Source organism: Microbacterium sp. GXS0129 (genome assembly GCF_044769785.1).
GTDB classification, from domain to species: domain Bacteria; phylum Actinomycetota; class Actinomycetes; order Actinomycetales; family Microbacteriaceae; genus Microbacterium; species Microbacterium nymphoidis.
Map to the genome: position 1 here is coordinate 691553 of NZ_JBIZVZ010000002.1, position 24755 is coordinate 716307.

21 protein-coding genes are annotated in these 24755 nt (G+C 67.9%); 5 read left to right on the top strand and 16 right to left on the bottom strand.

The window, feature by feature from the left end; translation table 11 throughout:
* Positions 1–85 precede the first annotated feature (85 nt).
* The 8 genes from ACIQJ5_RS09665 to ACIQJ5_RS09700 all read right to left on the bottom strand — a co-directional run bounded on the left by ACIQJ5_RS09665 (position 86) and on the right by ACIQJ5_RS09700 (position 11938).
* A complete protein-coding gene (locus tag ACIQJ5_RS09665) occupies positions 86–3121 on the bottom strand; it encodes a glycoside hydrolase family 2 TIM barrel-domain containing protein (RefSeq protein ID WP_402843211.1) in 3036 nt (1011 codons plus the stop codon).
* 61 nt (positions 3122–3182) lie between these two features.
* Positions 3183–3992 (bottom strand): carbohydrate ABC transporter permease, encoded by an 810-nt coding sequence (locus ACIQJ5_RS09670; protein WP_231091995.1) that lies wholly within the window; start codon positions 3990–3992, stop codon positions 3183–3185.
* A complete protein-coding gene (locus ACIQJ5_RS09675) occupies positions 3985–4944 on the bottom strand; it encodes a carbohydrate ABC transporter permease (protein WP_231091994.1) in 960 nt (319 codons plus the stop codon). Before ACIQJ5_RS09675 ends, ACIQJ5_RS09670 begins: the two co-directional genes overlap by 8 nt.
* Before the next feature lie 161 nt (positions 4945–5105).
* Positions 5106–6419, bottom strand: a complete 1314-nt coding sequence (locus tag ACIQJ5_RS09680) for an ABC transporter substrate-binding protein (RefSeq protein WP_402843216.1) — start codon at positions 6417–6419, stop codon at positions 5106–5108.
* 381 nt (positions 6420–6800) lie between these two features.
* The gene (locus tag ACIQJ5_RS09685) at positions 6801–7850 is read right to left on the bottom strand and encodes a LacI family DNA-binding transcriptional regulator (RefSeq protein ID WP_402843219.1); all 1050 of its coding nucleotides are present in this window, start codon (positions 7848–7850) and stop codon (positions 6801–6803) included.
* 159 nt (positions 7851–8009) lie between these two features.
* On the bottom strand, positions 8010–8825 hold the full coding sequence (locus ACIQJ5_RS09690; RefSeq protein WP_402843222.1) for a hypothetical protein: 816 nt from the start codon (positions 8823–8825) through the stop codon (positions 8010–8012).
* A gap of 77 nt (positions 8826–8902) precedes the next feature.
* A complete protein-coding gene (gene msrA / locus ACIQJ5_RS09695; protein ID WP_402843225.1) occupies positions 8903–9451 on the bottom strand; it encodes a peptide-methionine (S)-S-oxide reductase MsrA in 549 nt (182 codons plus the stop codon).
* Positions 9452–9574: 123 nt separating this feature from the next.
* Positions 9575–11938 carry an ATP-binding protein gene (locus ACIQJ5_RS09700; protein ID WP_402843229.1) on the bottom strand — a complete coding sequence of 788 codons (2364 nt, stop codon included), beginning with the start codon at positions 11936–11938 and terminating at the stop codon, positions 9575–9577.
* A gap of 193 nt (positions 11939–12131) precedes the next feature.
* Between ACIQJ5_RS09700 and ACIQJ5_RS09705 the strand changes: the two genes are divergently transcribed.
* Complete coding sequence (locus ACIQJ5_RS09705; RefSeq protein WP_402843232.1) at positions 12132–14480, top strand: sensor histidine kinase; 2349 nt, start codon at positions 12132–12134, stop codon at positions 14478–14480.
* 31 nt (positions 14481–14511) lie between these two features.
* Here the strand turns inward: ACIQJ5_RS09705 and ACIQJ5_RS09710 are convergent, their stop codons facing one another.
* From ACIQJ5_RS09710 to ACIQJ5_RS09740, 7 genes are all read right to left on the bottom strand, one after another.
* Positions 14512–14931, bottom strand: a complete 420-nt coding sequence (locus ACIQJ5_RS09710; protein WP_231091987.1) for an ATP-binding protein — start codon at positions 14929–14931, stop codon at positions 14512–14514.
* The gene (locus ACIQJ5_RS09715) at positions 14921–15253 is read right to left on the bottom strand and encodes an STAS domain-containing protein (protein WP_231091986.1); all 333 of its coding nucleotides are present in this window, start codon (positions 15251–15253) and stop codon (positions 14921–14923) included. Before ACIQJ5_RS09715 ends, ACIQJ5_RS09710 begins: the two co-directional genes overlap by 11 nt.
* Positions 15250–17268 carry a glycosyltransferase family 2 protein gene (locus tag ACIQJ5_RS09720; protein WP_402843237.1) on the bottom strand — a complete coding sequence of 673 codons (2019 nt, stop codon included), beginning with the start codon at positions 17266–17268 and terminating at the stop codon, positions 15250–15252. The genes ACIQJ5_RS09715 and ACIQJ5_RS09720 overlap by 4 nt, the downstream gene beginning before the upstream one ends.
* Positions 17265–18416, bottom strand: coding sequence for a PP2C family protein-serine/threonine phosphatase (locus ACIQJ5_RS09725; RefSeq protein WP_231091984.1), 1152 nt, complete (start codon positions 18414–18416; stop codon positions 17265–17267). The genes ACIQJ5_RS09720 and ACIQJ5_RS09725 overlap by 4 nt, the downstream gene beginning before the upstream one ends.
* A gap of 155 nt (positions 18417–18571) precedes the next feature.
* Positions 18572–19843 carry an amidohydrolase gene (locus ACIQJ5_RS09730; protein WP_402843240.1) on the bottom strand — a complete coding sequence of 424 codons (1272 nt, stop codon included), beginning with the start codon at positions 19841–19843 and terminating at the stop codon, positions 18572–18574.
* Between the two features lie 127 nt (positions 19844–19970).
* Positions 19971–20426, bottom strand: coding sequence for an SRPBCC family protein (locus tag ACIQJ5_RS09735; RefSeq protein WP_231091982.1), 456 nt, complete (start codon positions 20424–20426; stop codon positions 19971–19973).
* A gap of 88 nt (positions 20427–20514) precedes the next feature.
* Positions 20515–21021 (bottom strand): DUF6098 family protein, encoded by a 507-nt coding sequence (locus ACIQJ5_RS09740; RefSeq protein ID WP_402843245.1) that lies wholly within the window; start codon positions 21019–21021, stop codon positions 20515–20517.
* 22 nt (positions 21022–21043) lie between these two features.
* Between ACIQJ5_RS09740 and ACIQJ5_RS09745 the strand changes: the two genes are divergently transcribed.
* Positions 21044–21460, top strand: a complete 417-nt coding sequence (locus tag ACIQJ5_RS09745; RefSeq protein ID WP_231091980.1) for an ASCH domain-containing protein — start codon at positions 21044–21046, stop codon at positions 21458–21460.
* A gap of 6 nt (positions 21461–21466) precedes the next feature.
* Here ACIQJ5_RS09745 and ACIQJ5_RS09750 read toward each other — a convergent pair whose 3' ends face one another.
* Positions 21467–22105: a MarR family winged helix-turn-helix transcriptional regulator gene (locus tag ACIQJ5_RS09750; protein WP_402843248.1), complete on the bottom strand. Its 639-nt coding sequence runs from the start codon at positions 22103–22105 to the stop codon at positions 21467–21469.
* 94 nt (positions 22106–22199) lie between these two features.
* Here ACIQJ5_RS09750 and idi point away from each other — a divergent pair, with 94 nt between their 5' ends.
* From idi to ACIQJ5_RS09765, 3 genes are read left to right on the top strand one after another with little or no spacing between them, the layout of a single operon-like run.
* On the top strand, positions 22200–22736 hold the full coding sequence (gene idi / locus ACIQJ5_RS09755) for an isopentenyl-diphosphate Delta-isomerase (RefSeq protein ID WP_402843251.1): 537 nt from the start codon (positions 22200–22202) through the stop codon (positions 22734–22736).
* Positions 22724–23812, top strand: coding sequence for a polyprenyl synthetase family protein (locus ACIQJ5_RS09760; protein WP_402843253.1), 1089 nt, complete (start codon positions 22724–22726; stop codon positions 23810–23812). Before idi ends, ACIQJ5_RS09760 begins: the two co-directional genes overlap by 13 nt.
* Positions 23809–24726 (top strand): phytoene/squalene synthase family protein, encoded by a 918-nt coding sequence (locus ACIQJ5_RS09765; RefSeq protein ID WP_402843256.1) that lies wholly within the window; start codon positions 23809–23811, stop codon positions 24724–24726. Before ACIQJ5_RS09760 ends, ACIQJ5_RS09765 begins: the two co-directional genes overlap by 4 nt.
* Positions 24727–24755 lie beyond the last annotated feature (29 nt).

Consider the following 24755-nt stretch of genomic DNA (forward strand, 5'->3'; position numbering starts at 1 on the left):
GACACCGCACGACGACGACGACCACGACGACGACGACGACGACCCAACTGTCCGCCGCCACCGCCGCCGCTGCCGTCGTGCCGGCTCAGCCTCGTCCCGCGACGCCCCGACCCGCCACCCCGGTGAAGGCGAAGCGGAACCGGAGCGGAGAATCGGTGGGGATCATGAATTCCGGATGCGTGCGGGCGCCCCAGGAGTCGTCGCCGGCGACGCCACGCCGCATCAGCGCCGGGCGCAGCACGGTGTGGCGGGTGGGTGGCAGCTCGTGGTGGTGATCGGCGTTCTCGATCTCGAACGGCGTCCAGGGCAGCGCCGAGAATTCCATGCCGTATTCACTGTCCACGCGAACACCCCAGCCTCGCCGATCCGTCACCTCAGCCCATCGGACACCGGTGTGGCTTCCCGCTTCCTGCGGACGCAGGTAGGGCGTGAGCTGGGTGGCGACATCCGCGTCGAACACGTCGCGGCGCGCACCGAGCCGACGATCCACGGCGCTCTCCTCCGGGCCATCGCCGTACCACCGGAGGTGGTCGTGCTCCGGTGAGATGAGCAGCATCATCCCGAATTCGGGCAGGTCCGGCAGCTCCTCCGCCACCGTCATCGACAGCGTCACCTCGATGCAGCCGTCGCCCGTGACGCGATAGTCGACATCGCAGGATGAGGCCGGTCGCGTCGGCAGATCGTAGGTGTACGACACGGTGACCGACTCGTCGTCGGTCGTCACGCGCGCCGTGTGCAGCGGGCGGCCCGCGGCGCGGGCGTACCGGCTGGCCAGGAGCCACTGACCGTCCTCGAAAGGCGCGCCCCAGCCACGTTCGTTCGAGGTGGGCGCGTGCCAGAAGCTGGGTTTCGGCATCGCGGCGAGCAACTCCCGCCCGCCGTCCCGGGTGCTGCCATAGCGATACGAAACGAGACCGCCGTACAGCTGGGAGAACAGCGCCTCGAAGTGCTCACCGCGCACGCCGATGTTGTGGATGCCATGGATGAGCTCGGGACGGGCACCGGAAGTCGGTGCCGGCGGCGCGCCGTCGACGATCACGACCCCCTGCCCGCGCGCCACCCGGGCACCCGCCTCCGCCCACGCCGTGGCGCTGCGGTGGAAGAACTCGACGTCGATGGTGTACTCGCCCGGCACGCGCGGCACTTCGAAGTCGAACGGCACGAATCCGCGCTCACCGGCCGCGATGTCCGACTCGATCGTGGCCGTGAGCAGCGTCCGCCCGTCCGTGCGCAGCGTGGCCACTGCCGAGTACGCCGCCGTCGAGGTGAACAGGTTGCGGTTCTCGATGCTGACACCGTCGCGCTCGACAGTCAGCTTCAGCGGCTGATAGAGATACGACACCTCCTGCACGAAGGGCTTCGGTGTGTGATCGGCGAACAGGATGCCGTTTCCGCTGAAGTCCGAGTCGTGCGGCGCCTCCCCGTTGTCGCCGCCGTAACCGAAGTAGGTGTTGCCGTAGCGGTCGGTGAGCTCGATCGCCTGGTCGGAGAAGTCCCAGATGAAGCCGCCCTGGAACAGCTCGTCGCGGTACGCCAGATCGAGGTAGCGATCCACGGCGCCGAAGGAATTGCCCATCGCATGCGCGTACTCGCAGAGGATGAAGGGCTTTTCCCGGTTCGTCGCCAGGAACTCCTCGATCTGGGCGGCCGGCGTGTACATCCGGCTCACGATGTCGGTGGTCTCGGGGTAGCGCGGATCCCAGTCGACGCCCTCGTAGTGCACCGGCCGGTCGTCCGCGCTGCGGAAGTAGTCGGCGACGTCGCGGATGAGCGTGCCACCGAAGGACTCGTTGCCGCACGACCAGATCACCACGCAGGGGTGGTTGCGGTCACGGCGCAGCAGGCTGGTCGCACGATCGAGCAGCGCGTCCCGCCACTCGGCCCGGTCACCCGGCAGCGCGTCCGACACGGGAAGATCACCCGCCCGCACCGCGTCCCAGATGCCGTGCGTCTCCAGGTTCATCTCATCGATCACGAGGAATCCGAACTCGTCGGCGAGGTCGTAGAAGAACGAGTTGTTGGGGTAGTGACTGGTCCGGATCGCGTTGACGCCGATGCTCTTCAGCAGTCGCAGATCCGCGGCGGTCTGCTCTCGCGTCATCACCCTTCCCTGCAGCCCGAACTCATGACGGTTCACGCCGAAGAAGACCACGCGTTCGCCGTTGAGACGAAGCACGCCCCCCTCGATCTCGAAGCGGCGCACGCCCACGCGCTGACGGATCACCTCGGCCACCTCGCCGGTGCCCGTGTGCAGATGCAGAACCAGGTCGTAGAGGTACGGGTCCTCCGGGCTCCACAGCCGCGCGTTCTCGATCCGCACCCGCAGCGTGCCGTCCTCCCCGCGTACGAGGGTGCCGACGCCGTCCAGTTGCGCGGAGAGTTCGCCCTCGCCCTCGATCTCGGCTGCGACGACGACCTCCGCGGAGGCCCCGTCGATGACGGTGCGCACGTGGAGATCGGCGACGTGCGCGACCGGGCGGTGGGTGAGCACCACATCACGGAAGATGCCGGAGAAACGGTAGAAGTCCTGGTCCTCCAGCCACGATCCCCCGCTCCAGGTGAACACCTGCGCGGCGAGCCGGTTGGGTCCGTCGACAAGGGCGTCCGTGATGTCGAACGAGGAGGGCGTGAAGCTGTCCTCCGCGTAACCGACATAGGTGCCGTTCAGCCACAGCGCGATGGCGCTCTCGGCACCGTGGAACGTGATCACCACGCGCTCGCCGGGTCGCGAGGGGCGCTCGAGCACGAAGTCGGTCACGTACGATCCGACCGGATTGAAGCGTGTCGGGATCTCCCCGGGCACGATCTGCTCGTGACCGTCCCACGGGTACTGCACGTTCGCGTACTGGGGCCGGCCGTACCCGTGCAACTGGATGTGCGCGGGGACGGGGATATCGTCCCAGTCCGCCACATCGAACTCCGGCTGCTGGAATCCGGCGATGGCCTGCTCCGGGTTTCGGGCGTAGTGGAATTTCCAGAGCCCGTTGAGATTCTGCTCGTAGGAGCTCGTGCCGGCACGCAGTTCGTCCTCGCTGGCGAACCAGCGGTGATCGGACCAGGCAGGCAGGCGCCCGTCCGCGAAGAAGGAAGGATCGGCGATGCGGGAGAGGTCGAAGGTCACTGGTCACCCGTGGCTTTCTGCGCGAGTCGCGCGGCAGGAATCAGGAGGTACGACGCCGGCGTCATTTGATGGCCCCGGTGATGCCCTGTGCAAAGGCACGCTGCAGGATCAGGAAGATGACCATGGTCGGCAGCGAGGCTAGCAGCACGGCCAGCATGAGCACGCCATAGTCGGTGACGTAGCCCGCACTGAGATTGGAGATGAGCATCGGCATGGTCTGGAACGCGTTGTTGACGAGGATCACCTTGGGCCAGAGGAAGTTGTTCCACGCGGTCATGAAGGTGATGACCGCCGCAGCGGCGTAGGTGGAGCGCATCGTGGGCACGTAGATGCGCGCGAAGATACTGAGCTCGCTCAGTCCGTCGATCCGGGCAGCCTCGATGATCTCGTGCGGAAAACCGCGCGACGCCTGCCGGAACAGCAAGATGAGGAACGGAGTGGAGATCGCCGGGATGATCACGGCCACCAGCGAGTTGACCAGTCCCACGCGGGAGAACAGCTGGAACAAGGGCACCATCGTCGCCGCGAACGGGATCATCATGGCCAGCAGCAGCACCGCCATCAGCCGGTCCTTGCCCGTCGAGTGGAAGACCTCGAAGCCGTATCCGGCGATGGAGCAGATGATCAGCGCCAGCACCGTGATGCCGACGGCCACGATGAAGGACGCCCACATCGCGCCCCACAGATTCTGGGCTCCGGTGAGCTTGGCGAAGTTCGCGAACAGCTCGCCGCCCGGGAGCAGGCGCGAATCCAGCACGTCCTTGCTGGAGTTGGTGGCGGAGACGAGCATGAAATAGAGCGGGAAGATCGAGAAGATCGCGAAGATGCCGAGGAACAGGTACTTCGGTCCCTGGCGCAGCAGCTTAATCACGCTTGTCCCCCACTTTCAGCTGGATGAAGGCGAGCACGGCGACGAGAATCAGGATCACGTAGGAGATCGCCGCCGCGTAGCCGAAGTTCGGGTTCTTCAGGAACGACACCTCGTAGAGGTAGTGGGACATCGACATCGTCATGTAGCCCGGCCCGCCACGGGTGAGAGCCCAGGATTCGTCGAACATCTGGAGGGTGCCGTTGGTCGACATGATCGCCGTGAGCAGGATCATGGGCTTCAGCTGCGGCACGGTCACGCGCCAGAACGTCTGCCAGGCATTGGCGCCGTCGACCTTCGCAGCCTCGATGCTGGAGTAGTCGATGTTCTGGAGCGCCGCGAGGAAGAACACCATGTTGTATCCGGTCCAGCGCCAGAGCAGACCGAGGATGATCACGAATCGCGCGGTGCCCGGATCGCCCAGCCAGTTGACCGGCGCATCGATGATCCCGAGACCGCTCAGCATGTCGTTGACGAACCCGTCGGCTGCGAACAGCGTGCGGAACACCAGGGAGTACGCCACCAGTGACACGGCACAGGGAAGGAAGATGGCCGTTCGCCAGATTCCCTTGAACCGCAGGTTCCGGTCGTTCAGCAGATTCGCCAGCACCAGGGCGAGGATCAGCATCACCGGCACCTGGATGATCAGGTAGATGAACGTGTTCTGCAGGGTGAGCTTGAAAGTCTCGTCCTGCATGAGACGCGCGTAGTTGGTCCAGAGCGGGTCGGCGAACTTCAGCCCGGCCCCGCGTCCGGTCTGCAGCGACAGGAAGAGGGCCTGGATCATCGGGATGAAGCTGAACACGAGGATCAGCAGGGCGGCGGGCAGGAGGAACCCCCACCCGGTGAGGCTGCGGCGGCGCTCACCGGTGAGCCACGGCCGGGGGCCGGTGACGGAGGCGCTGAGCGGTTGCTCCTTCCGGCTCCGGCCGGAGCGGGTGACGGAAAGGGTCACGTCGTTCTCGCTTTCAGTGCGTGGATGCGGAGTGCGCTGCTCACCGGCGGAGGTTCTGGCATCGGCCAGGCCACGGTGCTGCGCACGCTGTTCGGGATCGGCTCTGCCGATCGGGCCGGTCGGCGCCCGCTCGCGCGGAGTGAGCGCCGACCGGCCGGTGATCACTGCATCGCGAACTCGACGTTGGCCTGCGCCTCGGCCAGTGCCGAAGCCGTGTCGGCACCACCGATGACCTGCGTCAGCGCAGCGCTCACCGCGTCGCGGCCCTCGTAGTAGTACGCGCCCGTGTTGTTGGACGGGACGTCGGCGCCGAACGTGACGACGTCGGCGAAGATGGTCTGCCCGCCGAAGAACTCCGACGGCTCGTTGTAGACCTTCGAGTCGCCCGCGGGGATCCAGTTCGCCACCGCGCCCGCCTTCGGGAGGATGGTGTCGTACAGTTCGGTCGACCCCGCGAACGTCGCCGCGAGGAAGTCGGTGGCGAGATCCACGTTGGCGTTCGAGCTGATCGCCCAGGACGAGCCGCCATTCGCGGAGTAGTTGGTCGCACCGGACACGCCGTCCAGCTTCGGCAGGTTGGTGATTCCCCACTTGCCCGACTGGTCTTCCGCCGTCTGGATCGACCCGACGATCCAGACGCCGTTGACGGTGGCGGCGACCGTGCCGTTCACCAGCGTTCCGATGTACTCGTCCCACGAGTTGACCTCGACGAGGATGCCGTCCTTCACGAGCTGGGTGTACACCGTGATCGCGGCCTCGAGGGTGGCGTTGTCCGTGATGGTGGGCTTGCCCTTGTCATCGAACAGGCTGGCTCCGGCGCTCTGGAGCATCATCATGATCAGGTCGGAGGAGCCGGCCTGACCGGACAGCAGCGGCTTGCCGGTCTTCGCCAGCACGTCCTTGCCCTTGGTGATGAAGTCATCCCAGGTGATGTCGGTGAAGTCGGAGAGCTTGTATCCCGCCTCCTCCAGCACGTCCGTGCGGAGGGCGGTGACGGCCGTTCCGGCGTCGAAGGGAACGCCGTAGTTGGTGCCGTCGATCGTGGAGTACGCGGTCACGGCGGACGGGAACTCCGAGAAGTCGACCGCGTCGGTGGAGATCGGGCTGAACAGCTCCGGGTAGTTGATGCCGTTCTTCTGGAAGGCGTTGTTCTGCATCAGGAAGATGTCGGGCAGCTCCCCCGTCTGGCCCGACTGGGCGAGCGTGGTGAGTTTGGTCTGCAGGTCGTCCCAGGGGGTCTCGACGATGTCGAGGGTGAAGTCCGGGTGATCCTTCTGGTAGATCTTCTCGGCCTCCTCCATCGCGTAGATGTTGAAGTTGGGGTCCCAGGTCCAGACGGTCAGCGTGTTGTCGTCGCCACCGCCGGAGCCGGCATCTCCCGTGTTGTCGCCGCCGCCGGAGCAGGCACCGAGGGCGAGGGACAGGGGCAGGAGGACCGCGAGCGTGGCGATCGTCCGCTTCGAAATGGAGCGCATGAGTTTCCTTCCGGTGCTGTGATGCGAACGGTGCCTGAAGCACGATCCGCGGTGTCGTACCTCCCGCGCGGTGGTGGGCCGACGCGGGATCACCGGAGCTCGTTCTCCGGTGAGGACTGCGAGTGTTGCGAGGGATGTGCCTGACGGGTGATCGTGTCCGTCGTCGGTGTTTCCGTGGGGAAGTGCCTACCGTCGTCGTGCGTTCCGGGCGCGACGGATCGGTGCGTTTCTGGCCAGTCTCTCCTTCATTGCAGTCTCTGGTACAGCGCTGTACCAGGAACGATAGCGCACGATTCGCAGGTTCGCACCAGCAAATTTCTGTCGGGCTATGAATCCCCGATCACACGCGAGTCTGGAGCGTGAAATCCGTGACAGGGAGTCCTATCGGGTCGTCGAGCGGACCACGATGTCGGACAGCGCAAGATGCAGTGCGGGGTCCGCTCTGTTGCCATCGATACGCGCGCGCAGCAGGTCGATCGCGGTGGGTGCGATCCACTCGAGCTGGGAGCTCATCGTGGTCAGGGGCGGCACCAGGTAGGCGGACTCGGCGATGTTGTCGAACCCCATCACCTGGACGTCCTCCGGAATGCGAATGCCGCGCTCACGGAGGGCGAACACCGCTCCGATGGCGATGGTGTCGCTCAGGCAGATGAGCCCGTCGAAGGGGATTCCCGAGTCGATGACGGCCGTCGCCGCACGAAACCCGGCGCTGATCGACCAGACGTAGCCGCTCACGCCGACCAGTCGCCCATCGAGCCGGCGACCCGCCGAGGCGAGCGCCTCGGAGATGCCCCGGAGGCGCTGCTCGGCGTTGCCCTCCGTGGCGGTGCTGATCGCGACCGGGTCATACGCGTGGTGCGCGCCGACGACGGCGATCGATGTGCACCCGCGCGACAGCAGGTACTCGGTGGCCGTGCGTGCATCGGCGATGTCGTCGGTCGTGACGTGGTCGGCGAAGCCGAAGGTGTCCCGCGATCCCAGGCACACGAGCGGGTAATCGACGTCGAGGTCGGCCGGTGTCAGTTGCTCATGCTCGGCCATGGAAAGCAGCAGACCGTCGGCGAAGTGCACGTTGAACTGCTCCAGATAAGCGCGCGACGTCATCGGGCCGAAGCCCTCACCGAACGTCGTGACGTACGCGGTCAGCCCGCGTGCGCGTGCCGCCTCGACCACGTTCTCAGCGAGTTCTGCGAGGTAGGGCGCCTTCAGGGTGGGGACGGCGAGAGCGATGGCGTCGGTGCGACCGCGGGTCAGGTTGCGTGCGGCGACGTTGACCTTGTAGCCGAGCTCCTCGACGGCGGCCAGCACCTTCGTGCGGGTGTCGTCCCCCATGCGCCCCGTGCCGTTGACGGCGTTGGACGCGGTCTTCAGGGAGACGCCCGCATGTTCGGCGACGGACTGCAGCGTCACCACACGGTTCGGACGTGGCATGGGCCTCTCTCACATTCGGGTCGAAGATGCCAGGCGCGCCAAGCACGGGGCATCACCGCTCCCGGACGAGCGGGTCTTCGCGTGGAGCTCGGTCTGCACCGGAACAGCAGGCCACGTCAGTGTGACGGCCGAGCGCTTGCGTCCACCATACGCCACCAGTCACGGCACTGCGGGTGGTCTGGTCAGGGCACGCCAGGACGCGAGAAGGACATCGCCCTCGTCGTCGCTCACATCCGCTGCGCCGAGCGCGAGCGCCGCGCAGCGCAGGGCCGTGCTCGCGTGCCGCCACGGCGCGTCGAGCTCCAGCCACGTATCTTCGTCGTCCGGATCCTCGTCGTCCCGGACGTATCGTGCCGCTGCATGTCCTGCCGCAGCATGATTGACGACATCGTTGATCACGAGCAGACCCCGATTGATCGGGGACCCGCCGCGAACGTTCGGATCGAGCAACACGGCACTGCCGACACGGCGCTCGGCGCCAGACCAGCGTCGCCATACCCGCGCACATGCGTCCTCGACCGCCGGCGGCAGGTGATCGGCGAGCACCGACGCCTCTGCCGGCGTCAGAGTCGAGGCTCGTCCGATGACATCGATCACCCGGTCGCCGCGCGCACCGAAGAGCGCGCTGGGCGATACCTCGCGCAGCACACGCACCCGTGTCACGCGCCGGTATCGCCCGCGATGCTGGGCGTTCGTCTCAGCCTCACGCTCTCGGTCCCTCGGCGCGAGGGCGGGCAGAGCCTCCACGTCGAGCAGCCGCCCCGGCCAGGACACGGACACACCCGCAAGCTCGTCGTCGACCACGATCCAGGGTGGCACGTCGACCGCGGCGACGACATCGCCCGGTGCCGCCGCGAGGAGACGCGTCTCCAGTTCGCTGAGCGGCGCGATGGGCTCTGAACGAACAGGACCCCCGATGCCATCCGACACAAGCCTGCGCTCAGGAGCAGTTCTCACCCAGACCCAACCCGTCATCGCAGCATCCTTTCCGTGGCGCCGACGCGGGTCCGGGCACGGTGCGAATCTTCACACCATGCCCGAACCACGGCAGATCAGACCTCAGCGCGACGCGGCAGCACCCAGCCCGGACGGGCGAAGTGGCAGGTGTAGCCGTTCGGGATGCGCTCCAGATAGTCCTGGTGCTCCGGCTCGGCCTCCCAGAACGGACCCGCAGGCTCGATCGTGGTGACGGCCTTGCCCGGCCAGAGGCCGGACGCATCGACATCGGCGATGGTCTCGCGGGCGATCCGCTCCTGATCCGCGTTCAGCGGGAAGATCGCCGAGCGATAGCTGGATCCGATGTCATTGCCCTGACGGTCCAGCGTCGACGGGTCGTGGATCTGGAAGAAGAACGCCAGCAGGTCCCGATACGTCGTCTTCGTGGGGTCGTAGACGATCTCGACCGCCTCGGCGTGCCCGGGGTGGTTGCGGTATGTCGCGTGGTCGTTGCTGCCGCCGGTGTAGCCCACACGCGTATCCAGCACGCCGGGCTGCTTGCGGATGAGATCCTCCATCCCCCAGAAGCACCCGCCCGCAAGCACTGCTGTGTCCGCGCCTTCGCGCATGGTGATGCGGCCGTCGTCAGCGATTCCTTGGACCATGATTCTCTCCTCGCTCCTGCGCTTTCGCAGGTTCCATCATCTCAACGCATCGGATCCTCATTTTGGTCCCGGTGACGCGGATTGTCTGAGCGGGCGTGGAGAGTCGGCCACACGAGTGCGGCGCTACGACGAGACGAGCGCGGCGTCCGCGGCCGCGACAGCGACGGGCGGACGCACCGAGATCAAGGTGTGCGAGGCTCCGGACACGCACTCCACCGCGGGCCCGTTGGCCGAGATGACTCCTTCCAGCACCGGTGCGAGTCCCTCCGGTCCCAGGATCAGGCACACCGGACTGTCGGCCTCGGTGAACAGGCTGACGATCACACGATCCGACGCGTCGCAGAAATCCAGTACGGTCAGCAGCACCTCCCCCGCCATCCGGGCCGTCGCAGGATCGGAACTGTCGACCGTACCGCCACGCACCTCCAGCGGCACCGCGCGTGAACGGGCCTTGACAAGGGCGATCGCGAGCCACGGACTGAGGTGCAGCACATCCGCGTCGATGAGCAGCAGTTGTCGCAGATACCGCTCCTCGTCGGCGCATCGCTGCTGCACGGCGGGCTCTCGCGGATCCGCCTCACCCACCGCGATCTCCTCCAGCAGGGCGACGGAAGTCCGCGTTCCCACGCGGATCCACCTCTCCCTCGCGACGGTCAGAGCGTTCTGCGCGAGGGCTCCGGTCTCGGCTTCGCAGGCCGCTCGCAGTTGCGCCCGATACGCGCCGACGGCACGATCCAGCACGGGAACGAATACGCCCCACCCGGCGAACAGCCCCACCTGGGGAGCGGCTGCGACGATAGCGATCAGAAGCGAAGACGCCGTTCCCGTGACGGTGCCCAGACAGGCCGCCGCGACGCTCGCCGCCAGGCTCACCAGGGCGACGATGAGCGGCACCCGGGAGCGATACGTCATCATCAGCAGCACCAGCGGAACGGTCCCCACCAGGGCGGGGAAGAACAGCAGCGGCTCCCCCGCGTCGGTGATGACGACGAAAGGCACCAGGTACCCGACCGGCACGGAGGCGACCAGCAGCACCGTCATCCACAGCGGAGCCGCTCGGCGACGGCGCGCGAAACGCCGGGCGAAGACGGTCAGGACGGCCAGGGACAGCGAGACCGCGATACTGCTGGCGGCAACGGCGGGCGGCCGGAAGGCCGAGAGCAGGAGATCAGCACCCAGGATGATGCCGGCCCAGATCCAGCACCCGGCTGCCGCGATCACACGTGCATCCAGGTCGGCCTCCGCGCCCGGCTGCGCGGGAAGATCCCGTGCCACGGCATCGATCGCATAGGTGAGGGTGGCCGTCGTGCCCTGGCCGGGGGCGCTTTCGAGCGATACCGACACGTTGACGTCAGCGCACCGTCGGAACACGGACTCCGCCAGGCCGCGGCCCGGCACGGGCTGGACACGAAACCCCACTCCGTCGTCGCTCACCGAGACCACCACGCCCGCCGTCTGCAGTTCCAGCCGCAGCCGGACAGCGCGTGCCCCCGAGTGCTTCGCCGCATTGGTGATGAGCTCGAAGACCGCCCGGACGATGGCGCGCGATGCGTCGACCGGAAGCAGTGACTCGAACCGCTCGAGATCGTGCTCGGATGGACCCGCGTACTCGACCGGGATCCCGGCCTGGTGCGCGACGGCGGTGACCAGGTGCGAGAGACCGCCTTCCTCTTCGGCGAGCCAGCTCCCGCCCCTTCCCGGCGCGCCCTCAGCCCCCTCGGGCGATGTGCCCTCCTGTGTGAGACGGCGGATCACCGCGGCATCGTGCGCGGCGCGACGGCGCGCTGCCGCGACATCCAGGTCTGACCGGGAGCCACGGCAGATCAGACTCAGCGTGTTGATGATCGTGTCGTGGAGGACTCGCGCGTCCTCCGCCATCTCACGACCGGTGTCGCGTGCGATCCGCTCGTTGCGTGCGCTGCGGCGCGCCAGTTCCGCCTGCTCATCGGCGTGGTGGGCCGCCGCGTCGATGGTGCTCCTCATGGCACGGGCGCCGACGAAGAGGATCGCGCCGAGCACGACCACCATCAGGCGCGAATGCATCGGCCAGTCCGGGTGCAGCATGATCTGGAGGGCGAGATGACCGATGAGCGCACCGCCGCCGACGAGCAGCGCCCGACGCGGCCGGAGGATCAGGGTGGGGGTCGCACAGGTGATGCCCGCCGTCCAGACCGCAGCGAACGCCAGCGGCAAACGCCAGTCCGGCACGGCGGCCAGATCGATCGCGATGCCGGCGAAGGTCGCGATCAGACACGGCAGCGCGGGCAGGCGAAGAAGAGCGCACACGAGACAGGCGACCAGCAGGGCCACGTGCACGGCGACCGCGCGCGAAAGAGCTGCGCCATCGGCTGTCACCGTTGCGAGGGCGGCGAGGATGACGAACCCGTGCCAGACCCCCACGCCCCCCAGAACGGCACGCTGCATCGTCGCGTCGACGAGACGAGTCGTCGCGCGCGCGAGCGCCGTGTCAGCCGGGGGGTCCGTCACGCTCGTGAGTCTATGGCGAATACGGCCCCAGGTCCTCCGGACGCCCGTCGATCCGCGCTCGCTCACGGGAACCGGCGCGGTCCGGCGGATCGCATCGGTGCCCGCGGAGGTCACGGCTCCCGTGCGCACGAATCCGCGGAGTCATCTCCCGCCCGAGTGACAGCGGAGGGCATCGTGCAGTAAGAACGGACTCATGAGCGTTGTGATCCGGATGCTGCGCGTGCTCTTCACCCGTCTGCATGTAGAGCGCTCCGAGGCCATCGACACCGACCCGGACATCTGGGCGGCGGGAGCGTTCATGCGCGCGCTGTCCCGTGTCACGCTCATCGGCTGTGCCGCGCTGGCCTTCGCGGTCGCCCCGCTGGTGATTGTGCGTCTGGGCACCGACGGATATGCGTTCGCAGCCGCCGAGGTCGTCCTCGGCGCCGTGATGGTCCTCGCCCTCCTGATGCAGCTGCCCCCGGCCCCGATCGCCCTCGCGGCATTCGGCCTCGGGGCGGTGATCCTCACGCATTCGCCCGAGCTCGCCGTGCTGGCGTCTGCGGCTACGTGGCAGATGAACTTCGCGAGCTTCATGATGGGAGCCCTCGTCCTCGGCGGCGGAGCCGTTCCCCTCATGCTCGCCGCGACCCTCGTGTGCGCCGTGGTGACCTCATCCTCCCCGCACGGTGCCGACCCGCGCTTCACCACCTCCCTCGTTCTCATCCAGGTGCTCATCGTCACGGTCACCCGTCTCGCTCTCGCCTCCCTCCTGCGATACGTCAACAGCACCGACCGCGCCATCGCCCGCAGCGAGATGGCGCGGGAGGAGGCTGCACTGCAGCGCCAGGCCATCACGCAAATGAGCGAACAGATCCGCGTCCTCCACGACACCGCGATCAACACTCTCGGCGCGATCGCGAACGGCAACTCCGGGGTCAGCGACATGGCCCAGGTGCGAACGCAATGCTCCCGGGACGTCGCGCTGCTGCGCCGGCTGCGCGGTGAGCAGCACACCCTGCCGGACGATGACATCCTCGACGTGTTCTGCCAGCCCGGTCTGCGTGTCACGCGTCACGGCGTGGAGGACGACGAGCTTCGCGCTGCCGCACAGCACCTGAGCTCAGACGTGATCCGCGCGGTCATCGGATGTGTTCGGGAGGCACAGACGAACGCGATGAAGCACTCCGGCGCGGATGAGGTCGACATCACCGCGTCCGTCGCCGGCTCCCGCCTCCGCATCGAGCTGCACGACGCGGGACGGGGCTTCGACGTGGCCGACGTGCTTCGCGGTACGTCCGCTCACGGTGCGACTCCGGCGACGCATGCACCCAAGACCACCGGCTTCCTCTCCTCCATTCACGAGCGCGCGCGTGCGCACGGGTTCGCCGCGAGCGTCACGAGCACCGTGGGCGCGGGAACGACCGTGCGTCTCACGATCCCCCTCCGTGACCGGGCGAGCAGCACGGCTCTCGCCGGGGGCTCCGCCAGCCTCGGCTCGACGCAGCGCAGCGTCGCAACGCAGGGTGCCGCCACCACGCTGATCCGTCGCGCCGGCGCATTCTGGGCGACCGGTGCCACCATCGGCAGCACAGTGCTGCTGGGCGCGGGCGGCACGAACCTCCATCTCGCCCTGTTCCCGATGATCGGCTTCATGGTGCTCGCGCTGATGATCTTCTGGCGCACTCCGCCGGGATCGTCCCCCCGCACGATCACCTTCTGGCTCACCCTCTGCACGTGCGCGGTGTATCTGCTCGCCGGTGCCGCCAACGATTTCGGCATGCAGGGCTGGACCCAGTGGAACGCGATCGCGGCGACGGCCCCGTACGTCCTCCTTCTCTCCCACGGCGTCGCCGCACGATACGTGGCGGTGGCGGGCGGGATCTGGACGCTCTGCGTGGCCCTCACCGTGACGACGATGGCGACTGTGTCCGCCGACGCGGCACTGGTCGCGCTCACCGCCGGCGTCATCGCCCTCGCCGTGAGCGCGATGTGGAGCGCCATCCAGGCGCAGATCCTCCGGCTCAACCGCCAGGCCGCCTCGGCACGTGATGCTCTCTTCCAGGCCCGCATGGCCACCGAACTCGCGGCCGGTGCTCAGCGCATCCACCGGCGCTGGGTGGATGCCGGCCTCGACAACGCGGTCCACCTGCTGTCGGCCATCGCGAACGGCGATGTCGCCGCCGATGAGCCGTCCTCCCGCCAGGCGTGCATCGTGGAGGAACGTTACCTTCGCCAGCTGTCCCAGATCGGCCCAGACCTCGTCCATCTCGGCCCGGAGCTCGTGCCCACTCTCCAGTATGCGCGGGCGCGCGGAATCGACTACACCCTGCGCGTCACGGGTGCGGACGCCGAGGATGACGCCGAAGCCCGACGCATCTCCACCGAGATCATCGCCGGCCTGCAGGCCACCTCACCCCGTCAGCGCTTCACCGCCTCGGTCTTCCCCGCCCACGACGGCCTGCAGCTCACGATGGTGCATGCGACCAAGCAGAAGCACCGTCCGCTGGATGTGATGGAACTGGTCTATGCCGGATCCGAGAGTGGGCCCCTCGTCCGCTGACTCCGCACCCGTGCGTGCGCCCGCGAGCGCGTCAGGCGGCGAAGGAGCGGCGCAGCAGCCAGACGTTTCCGGTCCCGGCCGACTCGTGGCGCAGTTCGTCCAGCACCGCAAGGGCGATCGCGAGGCCACGGCCCGACTCGGCTTGCTCCGACGGCAGCGCCACACGGTCCCAGTCGATGAGGGCGGGAGGGGCCGTGTCATCGATACGTGCACGCACTTCCCGCGGCAGGATCTCGACGGCCGCTGTCACCCGGACACCCGGCCCGCCGTGGGCGATGACGTTGCTGACCACCTCGCTCACCGCAAGCAGGAACAGGGCGCGGTCCTCGTCTGCGACGGCGGCGGAGTCCATCAGGAAGGCGTCCAGGTCATCGAGCAGACGATCGAGGAACGCGGCAGCGGCCTCACCGGAACGGTGCAGCGTGTGAGGTGACGCCCCCTCACGATCCAACGAAGGCGGCTTCCACTGACGGGTGATTCAGCAGCACCCGGTCGAGGTTGGTGAGGCGCAGCACGGTCAGCACGGCGTCGGGGGCACCGGCGATACGCAGATCGCCTCCGGCCACGCGTGCGCTCTTCAGACCGCCGATGAGGGCCCCGAGCCCCGAGGAGTCGATGAAGGTGGCGTCGGACAGATCCACCACGATCCGCGGGGATTCCGCCTGGATCGCATCCGTGACGGCGTTTCGCAGCAGCGGCGCCCCGGACGCCGTGAAGCGGCCCTCGATGCGGATCACCGCGATGCCGCCCTCAGTCGTGCTCGTGAGATTCATGGGCGTCCTTCCGGATCGGGGATGTGGGTGGCATCGGAGACCGCCGCCACAGTGGCTTGCGGTCCGCGATACCGCGCCGCCTGGATAATCACGCTGAGCACGACGAGGTCGTACAGCACCCAGGCGGTGTTCACGAGGGTACCGGTGCCATCGGCACTTCCCACGGCAAGTCGAGCGAGACCGATGACCGCAGCGATCACCAGCACGACGATCGCGGTCAGCTGCGGCCAGATCCGCCCCCACGGGACGCCCCGCTCGTCGCGTCCGTCCTTCTTCGTGACGGCGAACGTGAGCGGACGGGAGAACCACACGTTCATCGCGGCGCTCCAGCAGGCCTGGATCCAGACCGGGAACAGCGCCAGTGAGTACTGCTGGCCGCGCCAGGTGCGCATGCCGCGGCCCACCACGAGGAACAGGAGCTGATTGACCACGAAGTACGGCAGGAAGCGCGCGAAGAAGTCGACGCTCCACGCGGACACGGGCATCACTCCCATGAGCAGATAGAGCACCGGCGCGATCAGGTAGATGACCGCGGCGAAGCCGGAGAGGTAGCTCCACATGGTCGCGAAGTACATGATGCGCTGGCCGAACGAGAGCCCGCGCTTGATCAGCGGATTGTCTCGCAGCATCACCTGCAGGGTGCCCTGCGCCCACCGCAGACGTTGCGTGAGCATCGTACGCAGGTCTTCGGGGGCGAGGCCGCGGGCGAGGAGCTCATGGTGATACACGCTGCTCCATCCGAGCGAATGCAGCTGCATGGCGGTTGCCATGTCCTCCGTCACGGAGATCGTGGCGATGGGCTGAACGGGTTGCGCTTCGTCGGCACGGTCGATATTGAGCGTGGACAGCAGTGCCGACACCGCCTCGATCGCCCCGAGGGGCGACAAATCGGCTGCGGCGAGCCGGTCCAGACCCTCGTCGTCCACGACCAGGACGCCCAGTTCCGAGTCGCGCTGCAGTGGAAGGTCGGCGATGGCATCGAGATCCGCCTGGATCGCCGCGAGATCGCGCGCCACGACGGATCGGGACGCGCTGTCCACGGCCTCGCGGACCCGGTAGGTGGCATCCGCGATGGGGTGGCCCGCGGCGATCTCCCGGCGCGCGTCGCGTATGTGCCCCAGAAGTTCGGTGAGCTCGCCCCGCAGTGTGGCGTCCTGAGTGGCGGTGCTCTCGCGCGCGATCAGCTGCTCGGCGGTGCGCAGCGCCCGCCGGGTCGAGTCGGTGATCTCCCGCACGTAGCCGATGATGCCGAGCTGCATCAGGGCCTCGCGGCGCAGCACCGCGTTCGACCCGCAGAAGAACGCCGCATTCCAGCCGTCTTTGCCCTGCTGGATCGGCCCGTAGAACAGCGGCGCCTGGGCGCCGAGCGGATCGGCCTCGTCCACGTTGGTGAAGAACTGCGGCGTCTGCACGAGCGCCACCGTCGGATCGTCGGCGAAGTAGCCGAGCGTGCGGTGCAGGATCAGCGGATCGGGAACCTGATCGGCGTCCAGGATCAGCAGGAACTCGCCGTCCGTCTCGAAGAGGGCGCTGTTGAGGTTGCCGGCCTTCGCATGGCGGGGCTTTCCCACCCAGTCATCGGAGCGCGTGATGTAGCCGATGCCGGCGGCGGCAGCCGCCTCCTGCAGCCCCGGGCGCGCGCCGTCGTCCAGGATCCAGGTCTGATGGGGGTAGGCGATGCGCTGCGCTGCGCGCGCCGTGGTCATGACGAGGTCGATGGGCTCGTCGTAGGTGGTGATGAAGACATCCGCGGTCCCTTGCGGAGCGGATACCGGCAGGGGGCGCTCGCGCGCCCGCCACATCGTGAGGCAGAACAAGAACGTGTCGATGAGGCTGTAGGTCTCGGCCAGCACGAGCGGGACGGCTATCCACCAGGCGTCCCAGTTGATCGATGCCAGCCATCGCCACACGATGTAGTTGGTGCCCAGGATCACGGACAGGACAGCCAGCACGCGGATGATGGCGAACCGGATGCTCGGACGTGGCCGAGGCGGTGTGGGCGACGGCTCGGTCATGGGTTCCTCCGCACCACGAGCGCGGTGATGTCGTCAGTCGCGCGCGGATCTCGCGCGCGACGCACCGCTTCACGAACCGCACCGTCGGGTCCGAGTTCGCGAAGAATGCGCGTCACCTCGGCCACCGGATCTTCCGCGTCGATGACATCCAGCAGTCCATCGCTGCAGCAGATGAGGCAGTCGCCCGGTTCCAGGATCGTCCTCTCCGGTTCCCGCTCTGCCGCATCGCCGCTGCCCATACCCAGCGGCAGTCCCAGCGAGCGCAGACGCTGCCAGGTTCCGTCTGCACGCACCACGAACGCCAGGCCGTGTCCGGCGTCCACCAGCTGGAGGCACCCGTCTGGCGAGAGCTCGGCGTGCACCGCGGTCACGAACATGCCCGTGTCGCCGTGGTCCGCCTCGATGAGCCGGTCAGCCTCCGCCATCGCCTCAGCGAGCGAGCGCCCGGGTGCCGTTCGCAGCGAGGCACGCAGGCCCGCAGCCACGAGCGCCGGTCCGGTTCCCTTTCCCATGGCATCGGCCAGGGTGAGGCGCAGGCGAGAGTCGTGCAGCGAGAGGTCGAAGAAGTCGCCGGAGAGCTGCCCGCGGGCTGTTCCCGCCGCGGCGATGGTGAAACCGGGAAACTCGGGCAGCACGCGGGGGCGCATCGCCCGCTGCACCACTTCGGCGTGATCGAGTTCCTGGTCCTTGGCGAGTTCGGTCTGCACCCAGAACGCCAGATCCTTCAGCAGGGCCGCCTGACCGTCGGAGAACGGATGGGGCTGGGTATCCACGATGCAGAGTGTTCCCACCGGCTCCCCTCCCGGGGCGTACAGCGGGTGGGCGGCGTAGAACCGCAGATGGGGGTCGCCCACGACGAACGGATTACCGGCGAACTCCGGCATCACCGCTGCGTCCTCGATCACCACTGCACGGTTCTCCCGCACGGTGTAGTCGCAGAAGGAGTCCGCGCGTGGGGCCTCCGGGCCGTCCAGCCCGATCTGGGACTTGCGCCACTGCCGGTCGCGGTCCAGGAGCGAGACGCTCACCATCGGCACCCCGAACATCTCCTGGGCGAGCCTGGTCACCCGATCGACGCGCTCGTCCGGTGCGGTGTCGAGGATCCCCATCGCGTCGAGCGCGGCCTGCCGTCGAGCCTCATCGATCACGGCGTCGTCCTCGACCCACGGGTGCGCGGGGCTCGGTGAAGCCTGTCATCGGTCACGGAGTCCTCCTCGGTGGATCGCTTCGGAGCAGTCACCAGGATCCTATGCGTATATGTGCATGAGACATACCCCGGACGGCGCCCGTCATCGACGAATGCTCACCGCTGCAGCAGCTCCAGCATGGCGTAGCTCGCGAGGCGGGCGCCCAGGGGAACCGCGTCGAGGTCCACGACGAAGTCCGGGCTGTGCGCCGAATACGGGAACAGCTCGCCGCGGGCGCGCGCCGCGGCGCACGCCGCGGGGTCGGCGACACCCACGATGAGGTAGGTGAAGTCGATGTCCTCATGCGGCCCCGCGAGCAGGTGCACGTCCTCGGAACCGGTGACCGGCGGGAAGTCGCGGATCACGGCGTGCTCCCCCAGCACGGAGGCGAACGTATCGGCGAGACGTCCGGCGAGCCCGGCGTCGTTCACCAGAGGTGTCGATCCGCCCTTCAGCGTGTACTGCGGCCGGAGCGCGTCGGGGACCTCGTACGCGGCGGCGATGGCGTCGGTGATGGCACGGATCCCGTGCAGCAGCTTCTCGCGGACGGACTCGTCGAACCAGCGGATGTTGGCCTTGATGAGCGCGGATGCCGGGATGACGTTGTTGTCTGCCCCCGCCTGCACCGACCCCACCGTCAGCACCGCCGTCTCCTGCGGCGTGATCGTGCGCGAGACGATCGACTGGTACTGCGTGATCGCCAGCGCCGCCATCAGCACGGGGTCCTTGGTCAGTTGCGGCATGGATCCGTGCCCGCCCACACCGTGGATGGTGACGTCGATCTGATCGGTGCCGGCCATCAGCACCCCGGGTGCCGAAACCACCGTCCCCACGGGAAGCGGTGCGGTGTGGATGCCGATGAAGTGATCAGGCTTCGGGATCACGTCGTAGAGCCCGTCGGCCGCCATGGCCTTCGCACCGGTGATGGGCTCCTCAGCGGGCTGGCCGATGAGCACGGCGGTACCGGCCCACAGCTCGCGATGCCCGGCCAGGAACCGCGCCGTACCCAGCATCCACACCACGTGCGCGTCGTGACCACACATATGCGCCACCGGAGACTCCGTGCCGTCCTCACGCACGACGCGCACGGTGCTGGCGTAGTCGAAGCCGGAGGCCTCTGCCACCGCGTTCGCGTCCATGTCGGCGCGATACATCACCGTGGGGCCATCGCCGTTGCGCATCACCGCCGCCACACCGGTCCGGCCGATGCCGGTGGTCACCTCGAATCCGAGCTCGCGCAGCGCATCCGCGACGATGGCGGCCGTTCGCACCTCCATGAAGCCCAGCTCGGGGTGCTGGTGGATGTCCTTGTACAGCGCCACGAGCTGATCGGCCTGCGCGGCGATCGAGACGTCCACGGCTTGGACGGATGCAGCGGGTACGGTCATCGTGCTCCCTTTCGTCGGCCCTCCGGGGCTGGTCCAGCTTGCCAGACGGCGACCCGGGATCGCAGCCGGGGCCGCTGTCCGGCGCGACGGGAGCACGGGCCGCGCCGAACAGCGGTGATCATGGTCCTCAGAGGTCCTGGACCCTTCCCCGCCACGCGCCGGTGGCCTGGCCGCGCTGCTCGATGAACGCCTTAAAACGTTCGAGGTCTTTCTCCGCGGCGCGGTCGTCCAGATTCAGCAGGGCGCCGGCGGACTCCACGAATCCTTCCGGCTCCCACTCCATCGACAACGACACCTTCGTGCCCTCGCCGGTGGCCATGAACGAGACCTCGCCGCTGTGCATCTTGTCACCTTCGCTCTCCCACCGGACGAGCCTGTCGGGTTCCTGCTGCGTGATGGTCGCGTAGAAGGAGCGCTCCACGCCGCCGACTTCCACGTCCCAGTGCGTGCGGACGTCGTCGATCTGCTCCACCCGCTTCACCGAGGACATGAACCGGGGAAAGTCCTCGAACTGGGTCCACTGGTCGTACACCTCGTCGATGGGCACGTCCACCACGGTCGACGCCGACACCTGAGTTGTCATGATGATTCCTCTCGTCGTTCTTCGGACTTCGACGATAGGCACCGCTCACGGATCCTCGTCTGGGGGTTTCCGCGACCCCGCGCAGAAGCTATGCTCGCCTGTCGCCCTCATGGTCGCGGTGATGCGGCAGCGCGCCACGGTCGAACACACGGCTGTAGAGGGCATCCGCCTCCGCCACGAGTGATTGCGTGATGCGGGCCAACGGCACCACGTCCACCACCAGGGGCTCGCAGTCCGGGCCCCGGCCGACCTCGCGTCCCGTCAGCACCCAGCCGAACGCGCCCTCCCGTTCGCCGAGATGCTGGTACTGCATGAGCTGGCGGGCGAGCCAATGAGCCAGCGGGCGTGACCACCAGGCTTCCGGGGTGAGCGGGTTCACCGAGAGCCCGGGCAGCTCCAGGCCGCTCTCGCCGTCGATGCTCAGTTCGTCGGCGTCATGACGCGGTCCGGCACTGTAACGGACGTACACGCCCGGGTACTCGCTGACGAGCTTTCCGAGCTCGTCCAGCGTGCGACAACGAGTCAACTGCTCCATGACGACACGATGGAGCACCACGGGTGCGACGAGAACCCGCTTGACAGGCAGCGAACGCATCGGATCATGACAGGATCGACAGGTGACTGAGGCCCTTCCGGTATCCGAATACGCGTTCCCCGGCCCGTTGCGCGACGCGCTCGTCGCATCGATCCTCCGCGGCGAGAAGACGACCACGACCTCGCTGCGGCTCGAATACGAACTCGAGGACGAGCCCCTTCCGCGGGTGGGCGACCGGGCGCGAGTGATCGACTCACACGGACGCACCGTGTGCATCGAGGAGATCACGGATGTCCGTGAGGTGCGGCTGGGCGATGTCGAGCTCCGTCACGCCATGGACGAGGGAGAGGGCTACCGGAGCGTGGCCGAGTGGCGCCGCCGGCACGAGGCCTTCTGGCACGGCGACGAGTACCGCGATTCGATCGGCGACCCGGACTTCACGGTCGACGATGACACCGTGGTGGTGCTGGTCCGGTTCCGCGTTCAGCCCCGGAGCTGATCTCGCTCAGTCCGCGTGCGCACCCTCCTGCGCCCACTCTTCGTCGCGCAGGGTGATCTCGTCGGTCATGTCGCGCAGGAAGCGGATCACCACTTCCCGTTCGGCAGGCGTCAGCCGCGCGGCCGCATAGAAGCGCTTCGACTGCTGCCGTCCCACGGTCTCCATCGCCGCGCGATGCGTCTCCGGGGTGATCGAGACGGTGAGTGCGCGCCGGTCCGTGGGGTGGGGCGCCCGGACGATGTGGCCGCCGCGCTCCAGTCGGTCCAGCAGCTTCGTGGTGGAGGCGGAGGAGATCCGCAGGTGCTGGGCGATGGCGCCCGGCGTCGCCGGTGTGTCGGTGTGTGAGCAGACGATCAGATAGTGCAGCGCCCGCATGTCCGTCTCGTTGAGCTGCATATAGCGTCGCGACACGTGGGAGAGGTGCTGCTCCGCCTCGCGAAGCGCGCCGAGCGCCTTCATCAGCTCCGTGATCTGGCGGGTGTCCTCCGCCGACACGCCGGTGCGGTCGACCAGCGTCTGACGCGGATCGCTGGACTCGATGTTATAGATGCCGCCGTCGTCGGGGCCGTTGGCTACGCCCACAGCGGGTCGTCCCGACGAGGACAGCCCGAAACTATACAGGCTCCCGCCCGGCTCAGTCACCATGCCAGCATGTTACACCCGACATGTTTCACACCAGCTTTATTTCTTCCCTGGCTAGCAATATGCTTTGTTTAATGACAGCCGGGATGGAGATTCGATGGAACTCGTAACCCTCCTCAGGGAGGACGGCACCGAGCTCGGCTCGGCCCCCAAACAGGACGTGCACACCACCAGCACGCCGTTGCACCTCGCCTTCTCCTGCTACCTGGTGAACGATCACGGACAGCTGCTGCTGACACGTCGCGCGCTCACCAAACGCACCTGGCCAGGGGTCTGGACCAACAGCTTCTGCGGTCATCCTGCTCCCGGAGAGGACACAGAGGACGCCATCCGGCGCCGCGCCGAGCAAGAGCTCGGCACACGCGTCGCAGCGCTGCGGGTGGTGCTGCCCGACTACCGCTACCGCGCAGTGGACGCCAGCGGCATTGTCGAGAACGAGATCTGTCCCGTCTTCGTCGCGCGCATCGACGCGGTGCTGCGCCCCGAACCCGCGGAGGTCGCAGAGCACGCGTGGGTCGACGTCGAGGACGCGGCACACGCCGTCCGTTCCGCACCTTTCGCTTTCAGTCCCTGGCTGCGGGAGCAGCTCCCCCTCCTCGTGCAAGCGAACGGATTCCCGCCATGCCCCTCCTGAGCGTCGACGAAGATCTGCGGGCACGTATCGAGGCACGACTGAGCGCGCAGTTCGCCGCACGCACCGCCGCTGCACAGCGCTACGGCGCCGAGTTCAGCGGGCTCTGGCACACGGCCGCACAGCACATCCTCGGCGGCAAGCTTCTGCGTCCACGGCTCCTGCTCGCCCTTCACGAGGCGCTCACCGACCCCACGGCAGACGTGACCGACTCCACGACGGTGCTCGACCTCGCGGCGGCGGTGGAGACACTGCACTACGCGTTCCTGCTGCATGATGACGTGATCGACGCGGACGTCCAGCGCCGCCACCGCCCCAACCTCATCGCGTCGTTGCGCGACGAGCACCCGCACCCGCTCCTGGCGCCCCGGGAGGCGCTGCACTGGGGACAGAGCGGCGCGATCCTGCTCGGCGACCTGCTCCTGTCCGCGGTCCACCAGAGCTTCGCCCGGGCGGACTTGCCGCACAGCCGGCGGCTGCGTGCGCTGGATCTGCTCGAGCACACCGTGACGGAGACCGTCGCCGGGGAACAGACGGACGTCGCCCTCACTGATCAGGTCGTGCCCGCCGATCTCACCACGATCCTCGCGATGTCGGCAGACAAGACGGCGACCTACACGTTCGAGCTGCCCCTCCGTCTCGCCGCGATCCTCGCCGGACGCTCACCTGCCACGGAGGCCCACCTCGCCGTGATCGCGCGCCACCTCGGGCTCGCCTTCCAGCTGCAGGATGATCTGCTGTCGGTCTTCGGCGATGCCGCCCGTCACGGCAAGGACCCCTACTCGGACCTGCGCGAAGGCAAGCGCACCGCGCTCATCGCCTATGCGCGCATGACGAGCGCCTGGCGCGGGATCGAACCGCGACTGGGCAGATCCGATCTCACGGAGGACGACGCCCGCCGGATCCGCACCCTGCTGGAGGACTGTGGTGCCCGTGCCTTCGTGGCCAACCTGGTGGATGAGCACGCCTTCGCGGCCCGCAGCCTCATCACGGGAACCGAGAGCGCAGGTCTTCTCCCGCCGACGGCGCAACAGGTGCTCCTCGCCGTCGCGGACCTGCTGGAGGGACGAGAGTCATGAACGAGACAAGAACACCGCCCACGGATCGCGCGGCCCTGGACCAGTTCACCGCCATCGCCGAGAGGGCGGCTTCCGGTGTCATCCGCAGCTACTCCACGTCTTTCGGGCTCGCCTCGCGTCTGCTCGGTGCGCGCCACCGCCAGCACGTGCGGAACGTTTACGCCATGGTGCGCATCGCGGATGAGATCGTCGATGGCGTCGCGGCGCAGGCAGGACTCACCCCCGCCGACCAGCACGCCGCTCTCACCGAGTACGCCGAGCAGACCCATCGCGCCATGCGCAGCGGGTACAGCAGCAACATCGTGCTGCACGCGTTTGCGCGCACAGCACGAGCGAGCGGCATCGACACCGACCTCACCCAGCCGTTCTTCTCGTCGATGCAGGATGACCTCGACGGGAGCGATGCCTCCCCCACACAGCTGCGCACCCACGACGCAGCGTCTCACGCTCGCTACGTCCACGGCTCGGCCGAGGTCGTGGGCCTGATGTGCCTGCGCATCTTCCTGCGGAACACTCCCGTTTCGGCGACGGAGGACGCCGCGCTGGTGCACGGAGCCCAGCAGCTCGGCGCAGCTTTCCAGAACGTCAACTTCCTGCGAGATCTCGCCGACGACACCGATCGCCTGCGCCGCGGCTACTTGTCCGGAGACGGCTGCCTCACCGCGGCGCAGCGCGACGAGTGGGTCCGCATCATCCGCCAGCAGCTCGACGACGCGGACCAGAGCATTCCGCTCCTGCCTCGAGACGCACGAGCCGCCGTCCGCAGCGCGCACGGCTTATTCGCAGCACTGACGGATCGCGTCGCCCACACCCCGGTCGAGGTGCTCTACCGGCAACGCGTCCGTGTCCCCGATGCGCAGAAGGCCGCCATCGCCGCCCGCGCGCTGATCACCACCACCCGGGAGCGAGCATGAACCGCCACGAACAGGCGATCCCCGCAACG